Annotated in this window: 15 protein-coding genes; 7 read left to right on the top strand and 8 right to left on the bottom strand. The window is 67.7% G+C overall.

Annotation, left to right across the window (positions count from 1 at the left end):
- Positions 1 to 30 precede the first annotated feature (30 nt).
- The gene (locus ACO227_RS16985) at positions 31 to 3,420 is read left to right on the top strand and encodes a putative Ig domain-containing protein (protein ID WP_423603363.1); all 3,390 of its coding nucleotides are present in this window, start codon (positions 31 to 33) and stop codon (positions 3,418 to 3,420) included.
- Between the two features lie 143 nt (positions 3,421 to 3,563).
- Here the strand turns inward: ACO227_RS16985 and ACO227_RS16980 are convergent, their stop codons facing one another.
- From ACO227_RS16980 to ACO227_RS16970, 3 genes are read right to left on the bottom strand one after another with little or no spacing between them, the layout of a single operon-like run.
- On the bottom strand, positions 3,564 to 4,418 hold the full coding sequence (locus ACO227_RS16980) for a LysR family transcriptional regulator (RefSeq protein ID WP_423603361.1): 855 nt from the start codon (positions 4,416 to 4,418) through the stop codon (positions 3,564 to 3,566).
- 42 nt (positions 4,419 to 4,460) lie between these two features.
- Complete coding sequence (locus ACO227_RS16975; RefSeq protein ID WP_423603359.1) at positions 4,461 to 6,845, bottom strand: sodium:solute symporter; 2,385 nt, start codon at positions 6,843 to 6,845, stop codon at positions 4,461 to 4,463.
- Positions 6,842 to 7,681, bottom strand: a complete 840-nt coding sequence (locus tag ACO227_RS16970) for an HpcH/HpaI aldolase/citrate lyase family protein (protein ID WP_423603357.1) — start codon at positions 7,679 to 7,681, stop codon at positions 6,842 to 6,844. Before ACO227_RS16970 ends, ACO227_RS16975 begins: the two co-directional genes overlap by 4 nt.
- A 271-nt stretch (positions 7,682 to 7,952) precedes the next feature.
- On the opposite strand from ACO227_RS16970, the gene ACO227_RS16965 reads away from it, so the two are divergent.
- From ACO227_RS16965 to ACO227_RS16940, 6 genes are read left to right on the top strand one after another with little or no spacing between them, the layout of a single operon-like run.
- Positions 7,953 to 10,070 (top strand): TonB-dependent receptor, encoded by a 2,118-nt coding sequence (locus ACO227_RS16965; protein ID WP_423603355.1) that lies wholly within the window; start codon positions 7,953 to 7,955, stop codon positions 10,068 to 10,070.
- Positions 10,071 to 10,100: 30 nt separating this feature from the next.
- Positions 10,101 to 11,048 carry a PfkB family carbohydrate kinase gene (locus ACO227_RS16960; protein ID WP_423603353.1) on the top strand — a complete coding sequence of 316 codons (948 nt, stop codon included), beginning with the start codon at positions 10,101 to 10,103 and terminating at the stop codon, positions 11,046 to 11,048.
- Positions 11,049 to 11,060: 12 nt separating this feature from the next.
- On the top strand, positions 11,061 to 13,202 hold the full coding sequence (locus ACO227_RS16955; RefSeq protein WP_423603352.1) for an SUMF1/EgtB/PvdO family nonheme iron enzyme: 2,142 nt from the start codon (positions 11,061 to 11,063) through the stop codon (positions 13,200 to 13,202).
- Positions 13,186 to 15,024, top strand: coding sequence for a glycoside hydrolase family 127 protein (locus tag ACO227_RS16950; protein ID WP_423603351.1), 1,839 nt, complete (start codon positions 13,186 to 13,188; stop codon positions 15,022 to 15,024). Before ACO227_RS16955 ends, ACO227_RS16950 begins: the two co-directional genes overlap by 17 nt.
- Complete coding sequence (locus ACO227_RS16945; RefSeq protein ID WP_423603348.1) at positions 15,024 to 16,550, top strand: carboxylesterase/lipase family protein; 1,527 nt, start codon at positions 15,024 to 15,026, stop codon at positions 16,548 to 16,550. The genes ACO227_RS16950 and ACO227_RS16945 overlap by 1 nt, the downstream gene beginning before the upstream one ends.
- A gap of 4 nt (positions 16,551 to 16,554) precedes the next feature.
- Positions 16,555 to 17,724, top strand: a complete 1,170-nt coding sequence (locus ACO227_RS16940) for a CaiB/BaiF CoA transferase family protein (RefSeq protein ID WP_423603346.1) — start codon at positions 16,555 to 16,557, stop codon at positions 17,722 to 17,724.
- Between the two features lie 58 nt (positions 17,725 to 17,782).
- On the opposite strand, the gene ACO227_RS16935 is transcribed toward ACO227_RS16940, so the two are convergent.
- The 5 genes from ACO227_RS16935 to ACO227_RS16915 are packed head-to-tail and all read right to left on the bottom strand — an operon-like array spanning position 17,783 to position 24,576.
- Positions 17,783 to 19,177, bottom strand: coding sequence for an HlyD family type I secretion periplasmic adaptor subunit (locus ACO227_RS16935; protein ID WP_423603344.1), 1,395 nt, complete (start codon positions 19,175 to 19,177; stop codon positions 17,783 to 17,785).
- Positions 19,174 to 21,327 (bottom strand): type I secretion system permease/ATPase, encoded by a 2,154-nt coding sequence (locus ACO227_RS16930; RefSeq protein ID WP_423603342.1) that lies wholly within the window; start codon positions 21,325 to 21,327, stop codon positions 19,174 to 19,176. The genes ACO227_RS16935 and ACO227_RS16930 overlap by 4 nt, the downstream gene beginning before the upstream one ends.
- A 24-nt stretch (positions 21,328 to 21,351) precedes the next feature.
- Positions 21,352 to 22,350: a polysaccharide pyruvyl transferase family protein gene (locus ACO227_RS16925; protein ID WP_423603340.1), complete on the bottom strand. Its 999-nt coding sequence runs from the start codon at positions 22,348 to 22,350 to the stop codon at positions 21,352 to 21,354.
- Positions 22,347 to 23,828 (bottom strand): lipopolysaccharide biosynthesis protein, encoded by a 1,482-nt coding sequence (locus tag ACO227_RS16920; RefSeq protein ID WP_423603338.1) that lies wholly within the window; start codon positions 23,826 to 23,828, stop codon positions 22,347 to 22,349. The genes ACO227_RS16925 and ACO227_RS16920 overlap by 4 nt, the downstream gene beginning before the upstream one ends.
- Positions 23,818 to 24,576, bottom strand: a complete 759-nt coding sequence (locus ACO227_RS16915) for a glycosyltransferase family 25 protein (protein WP_423603336.1) — start codon at positions 24,574 to 24,576, stop codon at positions 23,818 to 23,820. The genes ACO227_RS16920 and ACO227_RS16915 overlap by 11 nt, the downstream gene beginning before the upstream one ends.
- Between the last annotated feature and the right edge of the window lie 154 nt (positions 24,577 to 24,730).

Below are 24,730 nucleotides of genomic sequence, written 5' to 3'. Positions count from 1 at the left end.
AAATTGCGGGGGACGAGAGAGGGGGCGGCGGTGACTCGATCCTATCCCGGCTTCACGGCCCGTTCGGTGCAGATTCTCGTGGCGGCGCTGTTTGGGCTGATCCTGCTGCTGGCGCCGGCAAGCGCACAGGCGCAGGTCACGATCGCTCCGGCCGTGCTCCCCGGCGGAGTTGTCGGCTCCGCATACAGCACCACATTGACCGCCAGCGGCGGGACCGCGCCTTACAACTATTCCATGACGGCGGGCACGCTGCCGCCGGGCCTGGCGCTTTCGTCCGGCGGCACGATCTCGGGCACGCCGATAGCGACGGGGACGTTCAACGTTACCATCAGGGCGACGGATTCGCTGGGCGCTATTGGAACGCAAGCCTATACCATCACCGTGCTCGCGCCGACGATCGTGCTGTCGCCGCCGGCCGGCGCGCTGCCCGGGGCGACCGCTTCGGTGCCTTACAGCCAGACCTTCAGCGCGAGCGGAGGAACCGGGCCTTACAGCTTCAGCCTGCCGGCGGGCGCGCTGCCGGTGGGGATGGCGTTCTCGAGCAGCGGAAACTTCTCGGGCACGCCGACCACGCCGGGCACCTACAATTTCAGCATCCGGGCGACGGATGCGAACGGGTTCAACACCACCAACAATTACAGCCTCACCGTGGTCGCGCCGACGATCGTGCTGTCGCCGCCGGCCGGCGCGCTGCCCGGGGCGACCGCTTCGGTGCCTTACAGCCAGACCTTCAGCGCGAGCGGGGGAGCCGGGCCCTACAGCTTCAGCCTGCCCGCGGGCGCGCTGCCGGTGGGGATGTCGCTGTCGAGCACAGGAAACTTCTCGGGCACGCCGACCACAGCGGGCACGTACAATTTCAGCATCCGGGCGACGGATGCGAACGGGTTCAACACCACCAACAATTACAGCCTCACCGTGGTCGTGCCGACGATCGTGCTGTCGCCGCCGGCCGGCGCGCTGCCCGGGGCGACCGCTTCGGTGCCTTACGTCCAGACCTTCAGCGCGAGCGGGGGGAGCGGGCCTTACAGCTTCAGCCTGCCCGCGGGCGCGCTGCCGGTGGGGATGTCGCTGTCGAGCAGCGGAAACTTCTCGGGCACGCCGACCACGGCAGGCACCTATAATTTCAGCATCCGGGCGACGGATGCGAACGGGTTCAACACCACCAACAATTACAGCCTCACCGTGGTCGCACCGACGATCACATTGTTACCCGCCGCGGGCGCGTTACCTGCCGTCACTGCCTATACCCCCTACGTCCAGACCTTCACCGCGAGCGGGGGAACTGGACCTTACAGCTTCAGTCTTGCCGGCGGCAGCATGCCGATCGGCGTCGCGTTGACCAGCAGCGGCATGCTCGCGGGCACGCCGATCACGCCGGGGAATTACAGTTTCAGCGTTACCGCGACCGACGCCCACGGTTTCAGCGTCACCCAGGCCTATAGCGTCGCCGTCACGGCGCCGGCCATAGCCGTGACGCCGGCCAGCCTGCCCGATGGCGCGACGCTGAGTGCCTATAGCCAGTCGCTCGCGGCGAGCGGCGGCACTGCGCCCTATAGCTTCAGCCTCGGCAGTGGCGCGCTGCCGCCGGGCCTCAGTCTTTCCGCGGCCGGCGTGATCTCGGGTACGCCGACCGCGCCCGGTGCGTTCAGCTTCACCGTCACCGCGACCGATGCACACGGCTTTACCGGCAGCACAGCCTATTTATTGACGATCGGCGAGACGGCGCCGACCGCGGCCCCGCAATCGGCTACCGTCCTCGGCGGGCAGAGCGTCACGATCAATGCGCTCGCCGGATCGACCGGTGCGCCGATCACCGGCGTCGCGATTGCGACCCCTCCAGCGCACGGCACCGCCACCGTGTCCGGCACCAACATCGTCTATACCGCGAACGCGACCTATGCTGGGGCCGACAGCTTCACCTATACGCTCGCCAATGGCGGGGGCACCTCCGCTCCCGCTACGGTCAGCGTCACGGTCAATCCGGCGCCGATCACCGCACCGCCCAAGGCGGCCACGATCCTCGCCGGCCAGACCGCCAGCGTCGTGCTGACCGACGGCGCGAGCGGGGGGCCGTTCACCGGCGCCGCGACCGTGTCCGTGTCGCCGGCATCCTCGGGCACCGCCAACATCGTCAGCAGCGGTGGCCAGTTCACGCTGCGCTTCCAACCCGCAGGCAGCTTCAGCGGCGTCGTGACGGTCCTCTACACGCTCACCAATGCCTATGCGACTTCGGCGCCGGGTACGGTGACGATCACGGTCGAGGCACGCCCCGACCCCACGCGCGATCCCGACGTCACCGGGCTGATCAACGCCCAGGTCAGCGCCGCGCGCCGCTTCGCCAGCGCTCAGACGTCGAACGTCAACCGCCGGCTCGAGCGGCTGCACGACGGCGGTGGCGAAAGCGGCTTCACCAACAATGTCCGGATGGTCGGTCCAGGCGGTCGCTATCGGCCCGACAATCTGGCGGCTGGCGGCGCCGAACTCGATCCGCGCAACGCAAATCCGCAGGGTCCCGGCGGCGCATTTCCCGGTTCCCCCGCGGCTGCCGCAGATGGACGCAGCGCCGCGCCCGGGGGGGGCGATGCGCCCGCGCCGGTCGGGATCTGGACCTCGGGTTCGATCAACTGGGGGCAGCGCGATCCCAACGACTATAGCGCCGGCTATCACTTCACCACCGACGGGATCTCGCTCGGCCTCGACTATCGCTTCAGCGAGCGGTTCGTGGCGGGCGCGGCGGTCGGCTATGCGCATGACGACTCGCGGATCGGCGAGGAGGCCACGCGCAGCCGGGCGGAAAGCTACAGCGGCACGCTCTATGCCAGCTTCCATCCCGGCGGCGGGCTCTTTGTCGACGGTCTCGCTGGCTATGGGGGATTGAGCTTCCGCAGCCAGCGCTACGTCGTGCCGCTGAACGTCCTCGCCCGCGGCGAGCGCGACGGCCATCAATGGTTCGGCTCGCTCACCGCCGGCTACGACTATCGCAACGGTGCGCTGCACCTCGTGCCCTATGGTCGGATCGAGGTGACGCGGTCAACGCTCGCCGCCTTCACCGAGCATGGCGCAGGACCCTATGACCTGCACTATGAGCTCCAGACCGCAGACACGCTGACGGGGGTGGCGAGCTTGCGCGGAGACTATCGTATCCCGGCGCGTTTCGGCTTCGTCGTGCCGCGCTTCCGGGTCGAGTACAGCCACGACTTCGAAGGCTCCACCCGCGCGCTTCTGAGCTATGCCGACTGGGCTGGCGGCCCGACCTATGCGTTCGAGGGTCTGACGCTCGCGCGCGACCGGGTGCTGATCGGAGGCGGGCTCGACGTGCTGGTCGGCGACCGCCTGAAGCTGGGCCTCGATTATGAAGGCCTGCTGCAAAGCGGAGGCGAATCGAACCGCATCATCCTCTCGGTCGCGCTTGGCTTCTGAGATCGGGAGCCGGCGATCCGCGGCACTTGGACGGCTCTTCGATTCTGTCACCGACAGGCGGCTATTGGGTCGAGAGCCGCCTGTCGGTGGGTGCCGCGTCCTTGGCGGCTACGCGCCTTCGTCTCAGTTACCCGACGCTCCAGCTAGGACCCCGATAGCGGTCGTTCGTTGCCGATCTCGTCCAGCAATACCTCCACCAGGCGCAGACGCACCGTGGCGCGCGACCAGGCGACGCCGATACGACGGCCGATCGGGGCGCCGGGCAGTGGAAGGCGACCCAGGGTCAATCCCTCGGGCCAGGGCGCCATCCAGTCGGGGACGAGCGACACTCCAAGGCCGCGATCGACCATCACCGCGATCGCGTTGAGCGCGTTGAGCTCGAACCGCTCGCGCGGAACGATGCCGCGCGCGCGCAGATATTCGTCGGCACGCCGCCCGCCCCATTGGTTGCGGTCGTAGCGGATCAGTGGTTCCTCACGCAGCAGGGCGAGCGGGTCGCGGTCGGCCATCGCGCGCGGCGCGAGCACCACCAGCGGTTCTTCGCGCAGCACGCGCCACTCGCAGGTCTTGGGCAAGGCGTGCGGCGCTTCGAGCACAAAGGCCGCGTCGAGGTTCCCGGCCTCCACCTCGGCATAGAGCTGGGCCGAGTTGCTCGATTGAATGTAGACGTTGATCTGCGGAAACTTCGCGCTGACCCGCGCCAGGATCCCGGGCAGCATGCCGATCAGCGGGGTGGTGCAGGCGCCCAGCCGCAATTCGCCGCTCAGGTCGCCGTCGCGGGCGAGGCTGCGCAGGTCGGCGGCGTCGCGCAGCAGCTGCCGGGCCTGCGCCAGGATGCGGTCGCCCTGCTCGGTCATCCGCACGGTGCGTCCGACGCGCACGATCAGCGGCGCGCCGAGTTCGCGCTCGAGCGCGTGCAGCTGCTGTGCGACCGCCGACGGACTGAGCGTCAGCGCGCGCGACGCCGCCGCCATCGATCCGTGCTCGACGACTGCCACGAAGGTGCGCAGGAAGTTGATGTCGATGGTATCGCTCTCCCGTCAGGCGTCCGTCGTCTTCTTACGCCCTCTGTCGTAGATCGTCAGGCCTTGCAGCGAATGGCGGGGCGGCGGAAAGAGCAGGCTCGCGAGGTAGCCGATGACGATCGACGCCATGATCGCGAGCGCGAGATACCAATAAGGGTGGATCAGCCCGAGGATCCACACCACCAGCGTCAGCAGCGACGCCGCGATGATGCCGATCGCCACCCCCTGCCAGTTTGCCCGGCGCGTGAACATGCCGAGCGTGTAGGCACCCGCGCAGCTGCCGCCGAGCAGGCCGAACAGCTCGATGGTGAGGTCGAGCAGCGAATGAATGTCCATCCGCGACAGGATGATCGCGATGCCGATGCCGATCAGGCCGACGACCACGCTCATCCATTCGGCGAAGCGGACCGTCTGCGCCTGCGTCGGATTGCGGAACTTGCCGTAGAAATCGACCGAGAGCAGGGTTGCGACCGAGTTGATGATGCCCGACAGCGTGCCCATCGCCGCGGCGAACAGGCCGGCGATGATGAGACCGGTGACGCCGACCGGCAGTTCGGTTCCGATGAAGGCGGGAAACACCGCGTCGATCGGCAGCATCGGGTTCAGCTGCGCGGGATTCTCCCGATAATAAGCGAACAGCACGGTGCCGATGATGTAGAACATGAAGGCGCTGGGCAGCAGCACGACCGCGAACACCCAGACCGACCGGCTCGCTTCCTTTTCCGACGGGGTTGCGAGCACCCGCTGCATCAGCACCTGATCCTTGGGGAAGGTGAGCACCACGTCGAACAGCACAAGGATCAAGAAGCCCCAGAGAGTCGGCTGGGTGACGTCGAAGCTCAGATTGACCATGTCGGTCTTCTCGAACGTCCGCGCGGTCTCGATAACCGACATCAGCCCGAGCTGATAGACGATGAAACCGATCGCGAAACAGGCGCCGCCGGTCAGCACCATCACCTGGAACACGTCGGTCCACACCACCGCCTTCATCCCGCCGAGCGCGGTATAGACGATCGTGAAGATGCCGACGATGATGATGCAGGCGACGATGTTGGTGTCGGTGATCGTGCCGATCGCCATTGCCGGCAGGAACAGGACGATCCCCATCCGCCCGCCGATCTGCATCAGCATCCACAATGCGCTCGACAGCAACCGGATCGAGGGGTGGAAGCGGGTTTCGAGATAGTTGAACACCGACACCAGGTCGAGCCGGCGGAACAGCGGCACGATGAGGATCGCGACGAAGATCAGGCCGGCGATCGTCGATATCTTCGACATGATGTACTGCCAGTTGGTCTCGTACGCCTTGGCGGGGATTGCGAGATAGCTGATCGAGCTGATGCTGCCCGCGAACATGCTGATCCCCGCCGCCCAGGCCGGGATCGCGCGGCTGCCGAGGAAGAATTCGCTGGACGATCCGTTCTTGGCGCCGCGGTAGAAATAGAAACCGACGCCCAGCATCCCGAACATGTAGACGCCGATGATCAGCCAATCGAGCAGCGCCAGCGACTGGCGCTCGCTGACCAGTTCGATCGCGGTGAATTCGAGTCCGTTCGCGCCGTTTCGCGCGGCCAGTAGTCCGTCGCCATAGCTGACTGCAACGCGCGGCGCGACGGACTGCGGCGGGCCGAGCGCGGCCCATGCATCGGTGATCGCGCTGTAGCTGTAGAGCCGCGTCGCGCCGTCCGCGTCGGTACCGAGATAGAGGAGATAGGCCTGGCCGATCGCGCGGGCCGATCCGGGCACGATCGTCGCAGGTGCCTTTGCCCCGGCGCGCCAGCCCTTGTCGGGAAACCAGCGCCATTGCTCGCCGTTCACGAGCGTGGCGAACACGCCCTTGTTCTGTGCACCGAGCGCGGCGGGTGCACCGCCGGGCCAGGCGGGCTGCGCGGTCCAGGGGGCGGACGCGGACAAGGAATGCTTGAACAGCCGTGCCCCGCCATCGGGACCGAGCCCGGCCACCCACAGGGTATCGCCCGCGATCGCCGGCTGCACCGCGCGCAGCGGCTCGGGCAATGGCGGCAGGGAGAGGGTGGTGAGGCCGTCATCCACGATGCCGAGCCGGACGATCCGCTCGGCGACGCCGTCGCGGCCGGCGATCAGCACGGCGCGGTTTCCATCGCTGGCGACTGCGTGGATCGTCCCCAGGCCGATGAGCGCGTCCGCGCGCAGGGCCTTCCAGCTGCGTTTGTCGGTCGCCAACCGGAATGCGCCGCGCGGGTTCAGCACGACGGGCCGCTGGTCGATGCCGACCAGCCGGGCAGTTTCCCCGGCGTCGCGCAACGCGGGCAGCGCGGTCACCTTGCTCGACACCGGCGGGCCCGATCGTGCCGCGGCCGGGGTGAGGCACAGCATCAGCAGGAACAAGGCGAGCGGCCAGGACATGAAGCGCGCGGTCACGCATCGTCTCCCATGCCAGCGAGCAGGGCTTCGGCCTGTGCGATCATCGGCCGGTCGACCATTCGTCCTTCGAACAGGAAGGCGCCGCGCCCCTCCAGGGCGGCCGCGCGCGCTGCAGCGACCAGCCGTCGCGCGGCTTCGAGATCGCGGTCCAGCCCGAATATCGTGTTGGCGGCGGCGATCTGGCTGGGATGAATGCAGCTTTTGCCCAGATAGCCCAGCGCGCGCGCCATCTCCGCTTCGCCGCGAAACCCGGCTTCGTCCTGCAGATCGGGCCAGGCGCCGTCACAGGCGAAGACGCCGGCTCCGGCCGCGCCGAGCCGGATCTGCCACAGCGCGGCATGGACGTTGCGCGGATCGTGGCGATCGGCGCCGAGCGTGGCGAAGAGATCGTTGAGGCCGACCTGAAGCCCCGCGACGTGCGGGTGGGCGCCCGCGATTTCGGCCGCACGGATCAGCGCGCGGGGGGTTTCGATATTCACGAGGAGGTCGACCGGGCGGTCAAGGGCGGCCGTGATCCTGTTGGCCGCGGCGATCACGGTTGCCGCCTCTTCGAGCTTGGGAAGGTTGATCATGCCGATGCGGCGATCCCGCAACGCTTCGACATCGGCGGCGAAATCGGGGCCGGCAGGATCATTGACCCGGACGATGATCTGCTTGGCGGTCTGGCGCATCGCGTCGCTGCCGAGGAACGCGGCGAGCCGCTCGCGCGCCGCGGCCTTGCCGTCCGCGGGAACCGAATCCTCGAGGTCGAAGGAAAGCGCGTCCGCTGCGCTCGCCAGCGCCTTGCCGAAAAATTCGGGACGCGAGCATGGCACGAACAGCTTGCTGCGCATCGACACATCCTCCCCGCCGGGTCGATCCCGGTCTGCGCCATCGATAACCGCGCAGGAAGGAAATTGATGCTGCTTTCACACCGCACATTTCCTGCGGTCCCGGGTCGCGAGCCGATTCGGGACCGCACAAAATATCCGGTATGAACGCAGCACAGCCCCGGTTTTATCGTGCTGCGCGAAGCATAGGATGCGAGCAGATAAATATTGGGAGGGGACGATGCGGAATTTCGCACGCGTTACGGTTGCCGCGTTGATGCTTGGTGGAGTCGCCATGCCGGCCTGGGCGCAGCAGGCCGATGCTCCGGACAGCGGCTCCGCTGCCGAAGAGGCCGACGAGAATGCCAAGGACGTCATCGTCACGGGCAATCGCGCGCCCAAGGCGGTCGACAAGATCCCCGGCGCGATCACCGTGATCTCGCCGGCCGAACTCCAGCGCTCGCTTGCGATCACCGAGGACAACACGGCAGTGCTCGCCAAGACCGTCCCCGGCTATTCGGAATCGAACCAGACGCTGAATACGCTGGGCGAGACAATGCGCGGCCGCACCGCGCTCTATCTGTTCGATGGCATTCCGCAGTCGACTCCGCTGCGCGACGGCAGCCGCAACGCGACCTTCACCGACATGTCGACGGTCGAGAAGATCGAGGTCATCGGCGGCGCTTCCGCGGCCGAAGGCATCGGCGCGGCCGGCGGCGTGATCAACTATATCTCCCGGCGCGCGACCCGCGAGGGCTTCCACGCCAATGTCGGCGGACGGCTGGGCAGCCAGTTCCACGACGACAGCGAGACCTGGGGGATCAAGGGTGACATCGCCTACAAGTCCGGTGCGTTCGACCTGTTCGCCGCCGCCGCCTATGTCGATCGCGGCATGACCTATGACGCGAAGGGCCGCCGCATCGGCCTGTCCGCGTCGAGCTCGCTCGCCGATTCGACGCAGCGCAATTTCTTCCTGAAGGTCGGTACCGATTTCGGCACCAATGGTCAGCAGCGGCTGGAAGCGACGGGCAGCTATTTCAAGCTCGCGAGCAAGAACAACTACCATTATGTCGCCGGCAACCGCGCGCTCGGGATTCCGGATACCGCCGAACCCGGCCCGCTGCTGGTCAACGGCCTCGATGTGCTGCGAGAGGAATTCAACGAGTTCATCCAGGGCGCGATCAACTACAATCACAGCGATCTGTTCGGCGGCAATCTCGTCATGACCGCCTATTACGCGAAGCAGGCGATGCGCTTTGGCGGCGAGAACAGCACCGACCGGCAGGATCCGCTGATCGCGCCGGTCGGCACGCTGGTCGACCAGTCGGAGATCCGATCCGAGAAATACGGCCTGCGCACCTCCTATTCGCGGCCCGATTTCCTGATCGACGGCCTTGAGGTGCGCATCGGCGTCGACGCGGTGCACGATACCACCGAGCAGCGCCTGGCGCTGACCGACCGCGTGTGGGTGCCGCCGATGGACTATACGAGCTTCGGCCCGTACGTTCAGCTGTCCTGGGATATCGGCCCGGTCACGCTCTCGGGCGGCGTGCGGCACGAGAATGGCACGATCAAGGTCGACGACTACACCACGACCTGGTTCCGCAACCGGCAGCCGGTAAAGGGCGGCGAGCTCAAGTACGAGAACACCCTGCTCAACGGCGGCATCATCGTCCGGCTGGGGCATGGTTTCTCGGCGTTCACCTCGTACAGCGAAGGGTTCACGCTGCCGAACGTCGGCATCCCGCTGCGCAACATCAACACGCCGGGCCAGTCGGTCGCGAGTGTCTTCGACGAGCTGCAGGCGGTGGTGTTCGAGAACAAGGAAGTCGGCGTGAACTGGCGCGGAAGCTGGGGCAGCTTCGGCATCTCCCACTATAATTCCTATTCGAAGCTGGGGTCGACCTATGGCGTCGATCCGGTGACGCTGGACTTCGTGCTGAACCGCCGGCCGATCCGGATCAGGGGCTGGGACATGACTGCGGAGGTCCGTCCGGTCTCCGAGCTTCGCTTCAACGCGGTGTACAGCACGTTGAAGGGCTATACGAGCCCGGCGAACTTCCAGAACCGCCCGCTGAGCGTCCAGCTCGGGATCGTCAACATCGCGCCGGACAAGCTGAACCTCAGCGCGACCTGGACGCCGACGGACGCGGTCTCGCTGTCGTTCGGCATGGACAAGACCTTCGACCGCACCGTCAAGACGGGCAATGTCGTCACCGAGCGCACCACCGGCCGGACGCTGTTCGACCTGACGGCGAAATACCGGATGAAGGATGTCGGGACGCTGTCGCTGGGCGTGGAGAACCTGTTCAACAAATATTATTTCCTGGCCTTTTCGCAGATCGATTTCTTCCAGAACTATTTTGCCGGCCGCGGCCGGACCGTGTCGCTCACGCTCAGGAGCGATTTCTGAGCGCGCGGCACGTTTGATAAGAGGGGCGATATGACCGGGACCACGCCCGGCGGCCGGGTGCTGGTCGCCGGATCCGCCAATGTCGACTTCGTCGTCCGTGCGCCGCACATCCCGGCGCCGGGCGAGACGGTGCTGGGCGGCGACTTGTCGGTCGTTCCGGGCGGCAAGGGCGCCAATCAGGCGGTCGCCGCAGCGCGTGCCGGCGGCGCCGACACCGCGATCCTGGTCGCGTTGGGCAGCGATCCCTCGGCCGGTGTGCTGGAGGAATCGCTGCGCGCGGCCGGGGTGAGACTCCACCTTGTCCGCGTCGCGCGCCCGACCGGCGCGGCGCTGATCACCGTGTCGGACGGGGCCGAGAATGCGATCACCGTCGCATCGGGCGCGAACGGCGAGCTGGCACCCGAGCATCTGCCGCCGCTCGACGGCGTCGCCTGGCTGCTGCTGCAGCTCGAAACCCCGCTTGCGACCGTCATCGCCTATGCGCGCGCGGCGCGCGCGGCGGGTGTCCGGGTCATGCTGAACGCGGCGCCGGCGCAGACGCTTCCCGCCGAACTGCTCGGCCTGCTGGACCTGCTGGTGGTCAATGAGGAGGAACTGGCCGCCATCGTCGGCAAGGATGGCAGCATCGCCGACCGGCTGGCGCGGACCGGCGCCCCCACCACCGTGGTGACGCTTGGCGAGCGCGGCTGCTGCGCCGCCGATGGCGGTACGCTGATCTCGCAGGCCGCCTTTTCTGTCGTGGCGACCGATACGACCGCCGCGGGCGACACCTTCTGCGGCGTGCTCGGGGCCGCGCTGGCGGGCGGAGCCGATCTGCTCGGTGCGTTGCGCAGGGCCGCGGCCGCGGCCGCGCTGTCGGCCACCCGCAGCGGCGCGCAGACCAGCATTCCGACGGCGGCGGAAGTGAGCGCCTTTCTCGCCAGCGCGGACGAACCCGATGCACGCGCACTGGCGGCCTATTGCGGTATGAACGAGTAGACGACGAGCGACATGACCGACCATCCGATCCGCACCACCAGCGACTACAAGTTCAGCCATGCGCTGACCGGGCCCTATCTGCCCACTCCCGGCAAGGCGCTGGGCTGGCCGTTCCAGGAAATGGGCCGCTGGCGGATCGACGCGGATGGCGAGGCCGACGAATGGGTGCGGGGCCTGATCGAATGGCGGCGCGAGCATCTCATCCGCATCGGCTTCGACGACAGCCTTTACCGCCACCCCGATCTCGTGTGGGCGCAGGGCAATTTCGTCCATGCGCTGCTGATGGTCGAGGACCGCTATTTCTACGATCCCGACACCGGCCGCTACACGGTCGACCGCTATCTCGACGATCTCGAGGCGCGCTTCGGCGGGATCGACAGCGTACTGCCCTGGTACATCTATCCCAATATCGGGATCGACGACCGCAGCCAGTTCGACCTGGCCGACGCGCTGCCGGGCGGGATCGAGGCGCTCAGGCAGATCGTCGCCGATTTCCACCGCCGCGGGGTCAAGGTGTTCCTGCCGACCATGCCGTGGGACAATGGCACGCGCGAGGGCGATCGGCCCGACTGGGAGCGGATGGCCGACCTGATCGCCGCGACCGGCGCCGACGGGATCAACGGCGACACCTATTCGGGCGTCCCGCGCGCCTTCCATGTCGCGTGCGAGGCACGCGGGCGGCCGGTGATCCTTCAGCCCGAGTCCACCGCGCAGGCCGGCGACCACCATCTGTCGTGGAATCTGCAGAGCTGGACCAAGCGCGTGCCGGACGAGAGCATCCCGACGGTCATCAAGCTCAAATGGCTCGAGCCGCGCCACATCATCAATATCGAGAACCGCTGGAGCCGGAACCGCACCAACGACCTGCAGCACGCCTTCTTCAACGGCATCGGATATGTCGCGTGGGAGAATGTCTTCGGCTTCGTCAACCTGATCACCGATCGCGATGCCGAGACGCTGCGCCGGGTGGCGATGGTCCAGCGCCGGTTCGCGCCTCTGTTCGTGAGCAAGGACTGGCGGCCGTACGAGCGAACGCTGCAGTTCGGCATCTTCGCCAGCCGCTTCCCCGGCGAGGGACGGACCTTGTGGACGCTGATCAACCGCAGCGAGTTCGCGGTCGCGGGCGAGCAGCTCGAGGTCCCGCATGCGGCGAATACGCGCTATTACGACGTCTGGAACGGCACCGAGCTGTCGCCACGGATCGAGGGGGACCGCGCGCTCGTCGAGCTGGCGATCGACGGCCGCGGCTTCGGCGCGGTGCTGGCGACGCGTGGTGATGAGCCGGGGTTCGCCGAGTTCCTGAAGGCGATGGCCGACCGCGCGGCCAAGCCGCTGTCGTCCTTCTCGTCCGCCTGGACTCCCGCGCAGCAGGAACTGGTCGAGATCGAGCCGACCGCGCCGCATGGCACTGCGCCGGCCGGGATGGTCGCGATCCCCGCCACCGATTTCGACTTCAAGGTACGCGGCGTGGTGATCGAGGGTTACGCCACCGCCGGCGTCGACATCCAGTATCCGTGGGAAGCCGATCCCCGCCGCACGCATCGTCACCGGGTCCACATTCCGGCCTTCGCGATCGACAAATTCCCGGTCACCAACGCCGCGTTCAAGCGTTTCCTCGACGCCAGCGGTTACACGCCGAGAGACCGCCAGAACTTCCTCGCCCACTGGATCGACGGCGCACCGCCCGCCGGGTGGGAGAACAAGCCGGTCACCTGGGTCGGAATCGAGGATGCGCGCGCCTATGCCGCCTGGGCGGGCAAACGCCTGTGCCGCGAATGGGAATGGCAGTACGCCGCGCAGGGCAATGACGGCCGCCTCTATCCCTGGGGCAATGACTGGAACGCGGCGGCGGTGCCCGAACCTTGCCTCGGCCGCGCCATGCCCGATCCCGCCGATGTCGACGCGCATCCGGCAGGCGCGAGCCCGTTCGGGGTGATGGACCTGGTCGGCAACGTCTGGGAATGGACCGACGAATATCGCGACCGCCATGTTCGCGGCGCGGTGCTGCGCGGCGGCAGCGCCTATCAGCCGCAAACCAGCCACTGGTATTTCCCGCAGGCCTATCGCCTGGATGAGCACGGCAAATATCTGCTGATGGCACCGGCCAAGGATCGTTCGGCCGGTATCGGGTTCCGTTGTGCCGTCGATCTCTGAGCCCGCCCAGATCCTTGCGCCGCCGGGCGCGGTGACGCTGGGCGGCGTGCTGGGCGAGGCGCTGGCCGCCAACCGGCATGGCCGCCTCAGCCATTTCATCACCGACGAGACCAGTCCGGCCATCGCGATCTTCGCGCCCGAGGCGGTGGCGGCGAACGAGGGTGGCGACTGGTACGGCGAGCATGCCGGCAAATGGCTGGCCGCGGCGGCGCGCGCGGCGGCACGCAGTGGCGACAAGGTGCTGCTCGGCCGCGTCCGCCGGGTCGCCGATTGGCTGGTCGCGCGGCAGGCGCCGGACGGCTATCTCGGCAACTATCCGCCACCGCGCCGCTTCACGGCGAAGCATCCGCCGAAGCCGGTCAGCTGGAACGGCGAGCCGAGCCTGCGGACCTGGGACATCTGGACCCATGCCTATCTGACGCTGGGCCTGATCGAATTGTGGCGCGTGACGGACGGGGAGGATTATCTCACCGCCGCGCGCAAGATCGGCGATCTGGTGTGGCGGACGCTGAGCGAAGACGGACTGAACATCACCGACATGGGCAACCATTTCGGCCTGTCCGCGACGGTGATGCTCGATCCGGCGCTCGAGCTGTATTTCGCGACTGGTGCGCAACGCTATCTCGACCTCTCGCTCAAGATTGTCGCGCAGGCCGAGGATGAGCCGCGCAATCGGCTGCTGAGCCAGGCGCTGGCGGGCGCGGACCCGTCCGAGATCGCGACGGGCAAGGCCTATCAGCTGCTGTGGAATCTCGTCGGACTCGCCAAGCTTCATCGCGCGACCGGCGAGGAGAGGTATTTGACTGCCGTCCGCAATCTGTGGGGGGCAGTGCGCGACCATCACCTGACACTTGGCGGAGGACCATGGGGTGGAGTCGCGCATCGCTCGCGCGAGGTGTTCAATCCCGCGGCGGTGTTCGACCCCCATGGCTATGTCGAAACCTGCTCGACCATGGCATGGATCCAGCTGAACCGCGAACTGCTCGGCCTTCTCGGCGAGGCAAGGTTCGCGCAGGAGATCGAGCGCAGCGCCTATAACGACCTCATCGGCGCACAGGCCCCGGACGGGGAGGACTGGTGCTATTACTGCTTCCCCAACGGCCGTCGCGTCCACACCACCTATTGGCGCTGCTGCAAGTCGAGCGGCGCGATGGCGATCGAGGAGCTCCCCGCCATCGCCTATGCCACGACGACGGACGGCGGCATCGCGATCAATTTGCTCGGGCCGGGCGAGGCTTGTTTTGAACTGCCCGAGGCGGGCAGGGTGCGAGTGCGACAGGACACGGACTATCCGTTCCATGGCGAGGTCGAGATCACCGTCGAGACCGACGGCCCGGCCGAGTTCCTCCTGCGCGTCCGCATTCCCGATTGGGCGGACGACGCGCTTGTGACGATTGATGGGGATGCGATCGCGGCCCCGGCGGGTGATTATGTCCGGCTCGACCGGCGCTGGCAGTCGGGCGACCGCGTGGTGCTGTCGCTGCCGATGCGGCCGACCCTGCTTCGGGCCACGCAGCGCAACGTGCAGGAATCGCTCGCACCCGACGGCGCGCCGGTCGCGCAGCAGGTGATGCGCTACGACTATCTGGCGATCACCCGGGGAGCACTCGTGCAGGCGACCGGCCTGATCGATGGATACAAATTGAGCGAGACGCTCCGCTTCGACGGCACCCCCGAGGTGGAGGAGCGCGACGGCGCGCTGTTCCTCAAGCCGGCAGGCCGCGCGGCGATCCCATTCGAGCCCTGGTTCAGCGCCGGAGGGCGCCGCGACGGCAGTTGGCGGCTGACCTGGATGCAGCTCGCGCCGGAGGATGCCGGCTGATGCTGCGGCGTCGTACCTTTGTCGCCGGATCCGCCGCATTGCTGAGCGTGCCTGCGCGCGGGCAGGGCAGGGCCGATGTCACTTGCCCCGCCGGCCGCTTCAAGGGCGATCAGGTAGATGGCATCGCACGCTTTCGCGGCATTCGCTACGGCCGCGCCGAGCGCTTCCGGCGCGCCGCCGCGGTGCCACCGTCGAGCGATCCGATCCGCGCCACTGCTTTTGGCCCGGCTTGTCCGCAGCGCGGCAAGTACCGGCCGCAGTCCGAGGATTGCCTGTTCCTCAATATCTGGACCCCGGCGGCGGACGCACGGTCGCGGCTGCCGGTGATGGTCTATGTCCATGGCGGCGCCTATGCCAATGGCAGCGTCACCGATCCCGAGAATGACGGCGCGTTGCTCGCCGAGAAGGGTGTGGTGCTGGTAACGGTCAACCATCGGCTGAACGCGCTCGGCTATCTCTATCTCGCCCCCTTCGACGGACGCTTTGCGGACAGCGGCAACAATGGCCAGCTCGACCTGATCCTGGCGCTGCAATGGGTGCGGACGAACATCGCGGCGTTCGGCGGCGATCCCGCGCGCGTGACGATGTTCGGCCAGTCCGGCGGCGGCGCGAAGATCGTGACGCTGACCGCCATGCCCGAAGCGCGCGGGCTGTTTCACCGCGCCGCGACGATGAGCGGGCAGCAGGTGGCGGTGACCGGGGCCGAGCGCTCGGCGGCGCGAACCCGGACCTATCTTGCGGCGCTGCGGATATCGCCGCACGACCTGTCGCCGCTGCTGGCGTTCCCCGTCGAGCGACTGCTCGAGGCGCTGGCGACGCGTGACCCGTTCGAGGATTCGCCGGTCTATATGGGGCCGGTGTTCGATCGACGGAACGTGACGCGCCATCCCTTCCGCCCCGATGCCGCGCCGGCTGCGCGGGAGATCGCGTGGATGCTGGGCGGGACCCGTGACGAGACCCGCGCCTATTTCGATCCCGAGCGTATGCGGACGCTCGGCTGGAATGCGGTCGGGACGAAGATCGCCGCCGAGCTGCCGGTGAAAGCACCGGTCGAAGCCGTCGTCGCCGAGTATCGCCGCCGCTTTCCGGCCTACTCCCCGGCCGATATCTTCTTCGCCGCAACGAGCGACGGGCGCAGCTGGCGGCCGATGCTGGAGGAAGCCGAAGCGCTCGCCCGGGCCGGACGGCCGGCCTTCGTCTATCAGTTCGATTTCCCTTCGCCCGTCGAGCCGGCGCGCGGTGCCTTCCACGCGCTCGACATCCCCTTCGTGTTCGGAACGCTGGCGGACTCTCCGGCCGGAACCGGCGCGGAGGCGCGCGCGATCAGCGCGGCGATGCAGGACCGGTTCGTCGCCTTCGCCCGCACCGGCACGCCCAATGCGCGCGGCCTCCAGCCGTGGCCCGCCTATCGTCTGCGCGACCGCGCGACGATGGTCTTCGACCGCCAGTCTCGCGTGGTCCGCGATCCGCGCAGCTGGCAGCGGCGGCTGTTCGCACCCTATCCCTATACCCAGCCTGGAACCTGATTTGATGAGCGGCTCTTCTCCCTTCACCAGCCCGCGCCGTACCGGGCCTGCCGGACCGCTCAGCGGCATCAAGGTGCTCGATCTCAGCGCCTATATCGCCGGGCCCTATGGCTGCAGCCTGCTCGCCGACCAGGGCGCCGACGTCATCAAGGTCGAACCGCCCGGCGGCGACAATCTGCGCCAATACCCCTCGACACTGGCGGGCGAGAATCGCGCCTTCCTGGGCGTCAATCGCAGCAAACAGGGCGTCGTCCTCGACCTCAAGCAGGACGGCGACCGGGCCGTGCTGCTCGATCTGGCCGGCCAGGCCGACATACTGGTCCATAACTTCCGGCCCGGCGTTCCCGAGCGGCTGGGCATCGACCATGCGACGCTTGCCGCGCACAATCCGCGCCTCATCTATTGCGCCGTCACCGGCTATGGCGAGGACGGCCCGCTGCGTGCCAAGGCCGGATATGACCAGGTGCTGCAGGCGATGACCGGCATGTGCGTGTTGCAGGGCCCGCCCGGAACGCCCGAGATCACCTATGGCTCGCCGGTCGATTACTACGCGGCGGCTCTGGTCGCTGCCGGCGTCGCCTCGGCGCTTTATGAGCGCGAACGCAGCGGTATCGGCCAATATGTCGGAGTCTCGCTGCTCCGCAGCGCATTGACCATGCAATCGGCACGGCTGGTTCGCGCGGAGGGGGAAGACCCCGGCATTTCCCGCGACATGCGTTCGGGCGGGATTACGGGCCTGCATCCCACCGCGACGGGGCACCTCTACCTATCGGCGAACACGCCGCATTTCTGGCGCGCGTTGTGCGAGCGGACGGGGCTCGCCGACCTGCTCGACGATTCGCGCTTCGACACGGTGAAGGGGCGCGCAGCCCATGCCGACGAGATCATCCCGCGCCTCCGCGCGGCGCTGATGACGAAAACGGCGATTGAATGGGAAGCATTGCTGGGGGATGCCGTCCCCTGTTCGGTGGCGCGATCGATCGATGACATGTTCGAGGATTCCCAAGTCGCCGCCGAAGCGATGTTGAGCGATATTCCGCACCCGGTACTGGGCAGCTATCGCGGCGTCACACGCGCGATCAAGTTCGGCCGCACGCCAGGTCCCGAACCGTTCAGCGCACCGCTGCTGGACGAAGACAGCATCCGTTTGCGTCGAAGCAAGGATGAAGATTGAGCCGCCATTCCAAATATCGGTGAAGCATATGGCGCCCGATGCGGACCGGCTGAGAGCCTTAGCGCTCCCGCGCCGCTGTCGTGCGAATCTCGTCGATCGGACTCAGCAGATAGGCGGCGAGCGAGCGGCGGCCGATGCGGATGTCGGCGGTGATCGCCATGCCGGGAGTTAGGGGGGTCTTCGCTCCGTCGCGCATGATCGTCGCCCGGTCCAGCACCACCCGCGCGGTGTAGATCAGTCCGCGCTTCTCATCCTGCACCGCGTCCGAGCTGATCTGCTCGAGCCTGCCCGGCACCGTACCATAGCGCGTGAAGGGAAAGGCCTCGACCTTGAGTGCGACCGGCTGGCCAGCGCCGACGAAGCCGGCGTCCTTGTTGGCGATCGCTACCTCCGCGACCACTCCCCCGCGCGCGGGGACGATGACCATGATGGGCTTGGCCGCCTCGACCACGCCGCCGACGGTGTGGACGGCGAGTTGCGTGACCGTGCCGTCGACCGGGCTGACGAGACGCTGAAGGCTGCTGCGCTTCACCGCCTTGGTCAGTTCCTCCTCGCGGAGTCGCGCGTCGCTCTCCGCCTTGGCGAGATCGGCGAGGATGCGCGCGCGCGCCTCGGCGGCGGACTGGCTGGAATTGCCGCCGGCCACTGCGATCTGCGCTTCGGCCTTGCGAGCCGTGGCCAGTGCGGCGTCGCGATCGCGCGCGGCGGCGAGGCGCTGGCGGCGCATCTCGATCACGCGCAGTTTCGAGACATAGCCCTTTTCGAGCAGCTTTTCGTTGGCGGCGATCTGCTCGTCGAGCAAGGGTAGCGTCTCGCTGAGCTTGGCCGCCTGGATCTGCGCCTCGGCACGGGCGGCGCGGGCGGATTCGGTGTCGGCCGCACGCATCTGGGTGCCGGCCCGGATCTCGGCAAGCTGGGCGCGGGCGAGCGCGATCTGGGTGGCGACGACGTCCGTGCTGGTGCCCGCCGGTGGAGCGAAGCGCAGGCCCTGGCCATCGAGCGCGGAGAGGATCGCGCGCAGCCGTGCCGCGTCGAGTGCGGCGGTCTCCAGCGCCTTGCGGGCTTGTGCCGTATCGGCATCGGAGACGGTGGGATCGAGCTCGACCAAGGGCTGGCCGGCACGGACGCGCTGGCCGTCGCGAACCAATATGGCGTGAACGATCCCCGCCGCGCCCGGCTGGATAAGCTTGACGTCGTCGGCAGGGACGAGCTTGCCCGGCGCCGAGGCAACGACGTCGACCCGGCCGAGGAACAGCCAGAGCAGGGCAACGACGAGCAGTCCGAGCAGCGTCCGGGCCGTGACCCGCGCGGTCGGTGAGACCGGGCGCTCGACCACCTCCAGCGCCGCGGGAAGGAAGTCGGTCTCCTCGATGCGCGAGATCGAGCGCGAGCGCGCGCGCTCATTGTCGAGCGCATCGCGAATGGCGGTCCAGTGATGGGTGATCGCGCTCATGCAGCTTCTCCCTCTTGCACCCCCAGCTGGCGGCGATGGAGCGCGGCATAGCGGCCGCCGAGGCGGAGCAGCTCGTCATGCGTGCCGCTCTCGACGATGCGCCCCTTGTCGAGCGTCAGGATGTGGTCGCACTGGCGGATCGCGGAGAGGCGGTGGGCGATGATCAGCACGGTGCGGCCGGCGGCGATCGCCTTGAGGTTGCGCTGGACGATCTCCTCGCTCTCGGCATCGAGCGCGGATGTGGCCTCGTCGAGAATCAGGATACGGGGGTTGGTGATCAGTGCGCGGGCAATGGCAAGGCGCTGGCGCTGGCCGCCCGAGAAATTGACGCCGCGCTCCTCGACGACCGTGTCATAGCCCTGGGGCAGCGCGAGGATGAAGTCGTGTGCGCCGGCCAGCCGAGCGGCGGTCATCACCCGCTCGATCGGCATGGCCGGATCGGCGAGCGCGATGTTGTCGCGGATCGAGCGGTTGAACAGAATATTCTCCTGTAGCACCACGCCGATCTGGCGGCGCAGCCAGGCGGGGTCGATCTGGGCGATGTCGACCCCGTCGACCAGCACCCGGCCGCCGGCGGGCAGATAGAGACGCTGGAGCAGCTTGGTCAGGGTGGACTTGCCCGAACCCGAGGCGCCAGCGATGCCGAGCGTGGTGCCGGCGGGCAGATCGAGGCTGATGTCGTCGAGCGTCCAGGGGCCGTCGGCCGCGTAGCGGAAGCGGACATTCTCGAAACGGACATGGCCGGCAAGCGCCGGCAGCGCTGTGCGCGATCCTGCACCGGGCTCGGGGCCGGCGTTGAGGATGTCGCCCATGCGCTGGACTGAGAGACGGACCTGCTGGAAGTCCTGCCAGAGCTGCGCCATGCGGATCACCGGGCCGGAGACGCGCTGGGCGAACATGTTGAACGCAACCAGCCCGCCGATGGTCAGTGCACCGGCGATCACTTGCTGCGCGCCGAAGAACAGGATCGCGGCAAGACTCAGCTTGGAGATGAGCTGGACCGTCTGGCTGCCCGAGTTGCCGAGGTTGATCACGCGCTGGTTGGCGGCGCTATAGGCGGCGAGTTGGCGCTCCCAGCGCTCCTGCCATTGCGGCTCGACCGCGGCTGCCTTGAGCGTCTGCATGCCCGAGACGCTCTCGACGAGCAGCGCGTTGTTGGCGGCCCCGCGCGCGAACTTCTCATCGAGCCGGCGGCGAAGCGGGCCGGTGACGGCTAGCGAGACGGCCACATAGGCGGGGAGCGTCAGCGCGACGATGACGAAGAGCGTGGGCGAATAGAGCCACATCGCCACCAGGAAGACGATCGTGAACAGCGGATCGACCAGCACGGTGAGCGAGGCATTGGTCATGAATTCGCGCACCGTCTCCAACTCGCGGACGCGGGTAACCGTGTCGCCGACGCGGCGGTTCTCGAAATAAGCGAGGGGAAGGCGGAGCAGGTGGCGGAAGAGGCGGCTGCCGAGCTCGACATCGAGCTTCTGGCTGGTTTCCGAATAGAGTCGCGTGCGCAGCCAGCCGAACGCGACTTCCCAGAGCGAGACGATCACCAGCCCGATGCTCAGCACCTGGAGGGTGGCGAAGCTGTTGTGAGCGAGCACCTTGTCGACGACATTCTGGAAGAAGAGCGGTGCGGCCAGGCCGAGGAGGTTGAGTGCCAGGGTGATCAGCAGAACCTCGCCGATCAGTCTGCGGTATTTTACGATCTGTGGAACGAACCAGGTGAAGTCGAAGCGCTGAGCGGCGACCTGCGTGGAATCGCGAGTGGTGACGAGGAGAAGGCGGCCGCTCCAGCGTGCCTCGAGCACGGTACGGTCCCAGCGTTCGATCTCGACGCCCGGGCGCTGGACCGCGACGGCCTCCTCGCCGACCCGGCCGATCACGAACCAGCCCCCGGCGCCACTGGCCAGCACGGGCATGGGCAGGCGGCGGAGGCGCTCGAAATCGCCCGTAGTGGCGCGGGCCCGGACGCCCTCCATGCGCTTTGCGAGACGGAGTAGGTCGCCGGCGCCGACGGGTTCGGCATGACCGAGCGCATGCCGCAATTCGGCCGGATCGGCGGCGACGCGGTGCATTGCGAGAATCAGCGCGAAGGCGGCGAGCCCGTTGTCCTCGGGTTGTGCGGCGGGGTCGAAGGACAGGTCCTGCTTCATGGATCTCTCCTCTGGATAGGGCCCTCAGCCGGTGACCATCTGCGGAGCGCGGCGGGCCAGGGCCGTCGCAAACGCCTCGGCACGGCTGGTCGCACGCAGCAGCCCCGAATAGTCGCCCGTCCATTGATCGGCGAAGCCCGCGACCTTGCCGTAGCTGTTGTCCAGCAGCACGTGCGGGATATCGAGCAGCAGCGAGAGGATGTGCGCGTGCAGCCGGTCGGTGACGACCAGCTCCCCCGAGGACAGCATCGCGAGGCCGCGCTGGAAACGCCATTCGGCGAGACGGCGCTGACGCACGGCGCGCTGCGCCATCGGATCCCGTATGAAGAGCTTCCCGAGCTTCAGCGACAGGCGGAGCTTGCGCTTCTGGGCGGAATCCTCCTCCAGCCAGTCATCGACGACCACCCCAGTGGGCAGCGCGGCATCGTCGGCGGCGCGCTCGTGATCGGTGCGCAGCAGCGCGAAGACCGGGACGGCGGCGGGGCTGCGCTGCTGGCGGCCGAGCATCAGCGCGGCATCGGGGCAGAGATGGATCGGGCAGTCGAAATGCGCTTGCGCGAAGGCGAGCGAGCGGGCGTCGCGGACCAGCAGGGTAAACCGGCCGTGGCTGCGGATTGCCTCGGCCATCTCCTTCGCGGCGGCAGGATCGGCATAGTGGATCGACTCCGGCATCTGAACGATCGGCCGGCCGCGATGCGCGCGGAGCAGGTGCAGGCGGAAGGCTTCGTGCTTGGGCCAGAGCGTGCCCATATTGCCGCCGCCATGGATCAGGATCGGGCCGCCGCCGATCGCCGCGCGGCAGGCGGCGTCGTCGAAATCGGCGATCGCGGAATAATATGCGGGGAGCCGGCCGCGCTGGCGCAGATAGGCCATCTCGCCAAGCCATATCGCGGAGTCGCCGACATTGGAGTGATCGGGAAAGTCGACCAATGCGAGCTTGCCAGGGGGCAGCACGCCATCGAGCACTTGCGCGAAACGCTGAGCGAGTTCGCCGACGAGCTGATCGGCGGTCTTGTTGGTCATATCCGGCCCTTTCTGAGGCGTCTGGACAGGGTCAGGAGGCGGTCGCGCCACGGCCGCGAGATGGCGAGCAACACAATCCCGTAGAAGGTTGCGCCGAGCGCGCTGAGCAGGAGCAGCACGCCCCAGCCCGAAAGATGGGTGTCGAGCAGCCGCATCGCGATCGCCAACGCCACGCCCATCAGGGTGGAAGCGACGAGCGGCGCGCCGACGGCACGCCAGGTATCGATCGGGCGGATGCCCGAGGCACGACGGAGCAGCAGGATCTGCATCGGCAGTGTCAGATAGGCGCGCCCGACATAGGAGATGGCGACCGCGAGCAGGCCGTGGGGAAGCGCCGCCAGAGTCAGGATCACGCCGAGAATCAGCTGCGTCGTCGACAGCGACATCAGGCTGCGCGAGGCGCCGAGGACGCTCAACGAGGGTGAGGCGAAGAAGTTGAGCGTGAAGGGCACCGCCATGAACGCAAAGATCTGCGCGAGTTGCCCGGCCTCCTCCCATTTCGCGCCGAACACGGTGGGGACTGCGACGGGAGCCAATGCGCCGAACCCGACCAGGGCGGGGAAGGAGATCGCCGAGGCCTGGGCGATCATCCAGCGATAGGCGTGGCGCAGTTCGGCCGGATCGTCCTTGACGCGCGCCAGCGTCTGCACCGCGACCTGGGTGAAGGGCTGGATCGCGCCCCGGCCGATCAGCTCGACGGTGCGCCAGGCGGTGCGATAGACGCCGACCGCGGCGAGGCCGATGCCCGCGCCGATCGCCATCTCCTGCACGCGCACGGTCGCGAGGAAGACGAGCTGGACATAGATCAGACTGGCGTTGAGCAGCAGATTGTCGCGCAGGATCGCGGTGTCGAACTTCCAGCCCGGCTTCCAGTCATAGGAGGCGCGCGACAGGAACGCGCCGACGATTTCGGTGACGAGGCGCTGGACGACCAGGCTCCACAGCCCTAGCCCGGCGAACGCCGCGACCACCGCGCAGGTGCCGCCGATCAGCCCGCCGACCACCGAGCGCAGCGCCGTGGTGCGGTGGCCGAATTCGCGCAGGCGCAGGGCAAGATGGGTGCCGCCGAAGGAAGAGATCGGCAGGACCAGGCTCATCACCGCGAGCGGGAGGGCGATGTCCGGCGCGCCCATCAGATCGGCGATCGGCTGGGCGAGCGCGACGATGAGCGCGGCGGAGAGCAGGGAGAAGCCCTGCTGCGAGCGATAGATGGTGTCGAGAAAGGCAGGCGTGAGCGCGCGTTGGCGGGCGATCGTCTGGACCAGTCCGGCCGTGGCGACGATACGGAACGCCTCGGCAGTGACCGCCATGACCGCGAATGCGCCGATGTCCGCGCGGGTGAGCAGGCGCGCGAGGATGACGAAGACGATGAAGGAGAAGATCTGGTCCGACAGGAAGCGCATGATCGTCCAGCCGATCGAGCTGCGACTGCGCGCGCGCAGGCCGTCGTCGAAGCGCGCGGGGGGCTCAGCGTTCAAGCAGGCGCCTCGCTTTCAGCATCCGCATCCGCGCGCGCTCGACTTGGCGCCAGGCCCTTTGCCGCAGCGAATGGTAGAGCGGATCGCTCTTGGGCCCGAAGCGGGCGGTGCCGATGTCCGATGCGACCACTGCTTCCAGAATCGGTGCGGGATAGAGGGCGAGATTGGGCAGACCGTGTGCCCAGGAGCGGTCCATCTCGTCGTCGATCGGGCGGCGGACGTTGGCGCAATGCGCAACCAGCCTGCGCGCGCCCTCGAGCGTGATCGCATAGCCCTGAGTGCCATAGGCGGGGCCGACCAGCTCGACGATCGTGCGCGAATGCTGAAGGAAATCGCGCCGCACCACGCGTTGCCAGGTGGGCCGCTTGGCGTAGAGACGGAGATAGTCGATGCCGAGTGCGTGGAGATCCGTGCGGGCGAGCGGCTCGAGATAAGCCCAGTCGACCACCGTGTCGTCCTCGAGCACGATCGCCTGGGGGATACCGCGTGCGATCAGGTCCTGCCAGATCGAGAAATGGCTGGCATAGCAGCCGATCTCGCCCCGGGTCATCGGCCGGCCCTTGTTGCGGCGGATCGCGGGCTCGTCGATCGTCATGCCCGGCGCGGGGGCGGTGCATGCATCGAAGAAGCGCCAGGCCAGCGACGTGTCCGCCGCGCGCGCGGCAAAGGCGGCGCGGCGCGCTTCGGCAGTTTCGAGCGACACCACCAGAACCTCGGCGGCGCCCATTTCGGGCAGAGACTCACCCATAAAGCACACGCCTCCTGCTCGCAGCCGCTGGATAGCTTTTGCAGTGCAGCAATCTAAATCGTCCGGCGCGATCCTTGGTAGCGGCCAAAGCTCGGAGAACGAAGGTATCCGCCGCTCCGGTCGTCGGAGCAAAGGGGCGATTCGGCGTTCGCAG

This window comes from Sphingomonas sp. MS122 (assembly GCF_049532975.1).
GTDB lineage: Bacteria > Pseudomonadota > Alphaproteobacteria > Sphingomonadales > Sphingomonadaceae > Sphingomonas.
Note: the sequence above shows the minus strand (reverse complement) of the source record. Positions and strands in the feature narration are given on the sequence as shown.

What these genes read in the sequence shown, in the direction of transcription:
- ACO227_RS16970 (WP_423603357.1), bottom strand. Translation starts at nt 7,681, where the DNA reads ATGCGCAGCAAGCTGTTCGTGCCATGCTCGCGTCCCGAATTTTTCGGC.
- ACO227_RS16955 (WP_423603352.1), top strand. Translation starts at nt 11,061, where the DNA reads ATGACCGACCATCCGATCCGCACCACCAGCGACTACAAGTTCAGCCAT.
- ACO227_RS16915 (WP_423603336.1), bottom strand. Translation starts at nt 24,576, where the DNA reads ATGGGTGAGTCTCTGCCCGAAATGGGCGCCGCCGAGGTTCTGGTGGTG.
- ACO227_RS16965 (WP_423603355.1), top strand. Translation starts at nt 7,953, where the DNA reads ATGCCGGCCTGGGCGCAGCAGGCCGATGCTCCGGACAGCGGCTCCGCT.
- ACO227_RS16930 (WP_423603342.1), bottom strand. Translation starts at nt 21,327, where the DNA reads ATGAAGCAGGACCTGTCCTTCGACCCCGCCGCACAACCCGAGGACAAC.
- ACO227_RS16960 (WP_423603353.1), top strand. Translation starts at nt 10,101, where the DNA reads ATGACCGGGACCACGCCCGGCGGCCGGGTGCTGGTCGCCGGATCCGCC.
- ACO227_RS16945 (WP_423603348.1), top strand. Translation starts at nt 15,024, where the DNA reads ATGCTGCGGCGTCGTACCTTTGTCGCCGGATCCGCCGCATTGCTGAGC.
- ACO227_RS16925 (WP_423603340.1), bottom strand. Translation starts at nt 22,350, where the DNA reads ATGACCAACAAGACCGCCGATCAGCTCGTCGGCGAACTCGCTCAGCGT.
- ACO227_RS16940 (WP_423603346.1), top strand. Translation starts at nt 16,555, where the DNA reads ATGAGCGGCTCTTCTCCCTTCACCAGCCCGCGCCGTACCGGGCCTGCC.
- ACO227_RS16935 (WP_423603344.1), bottom strand. Translation starts at nt 19,177, where the DNA reads ATGAGCGCGATCACCCATCACTGGACCGCCATTCGCGATGCGCTCGAC.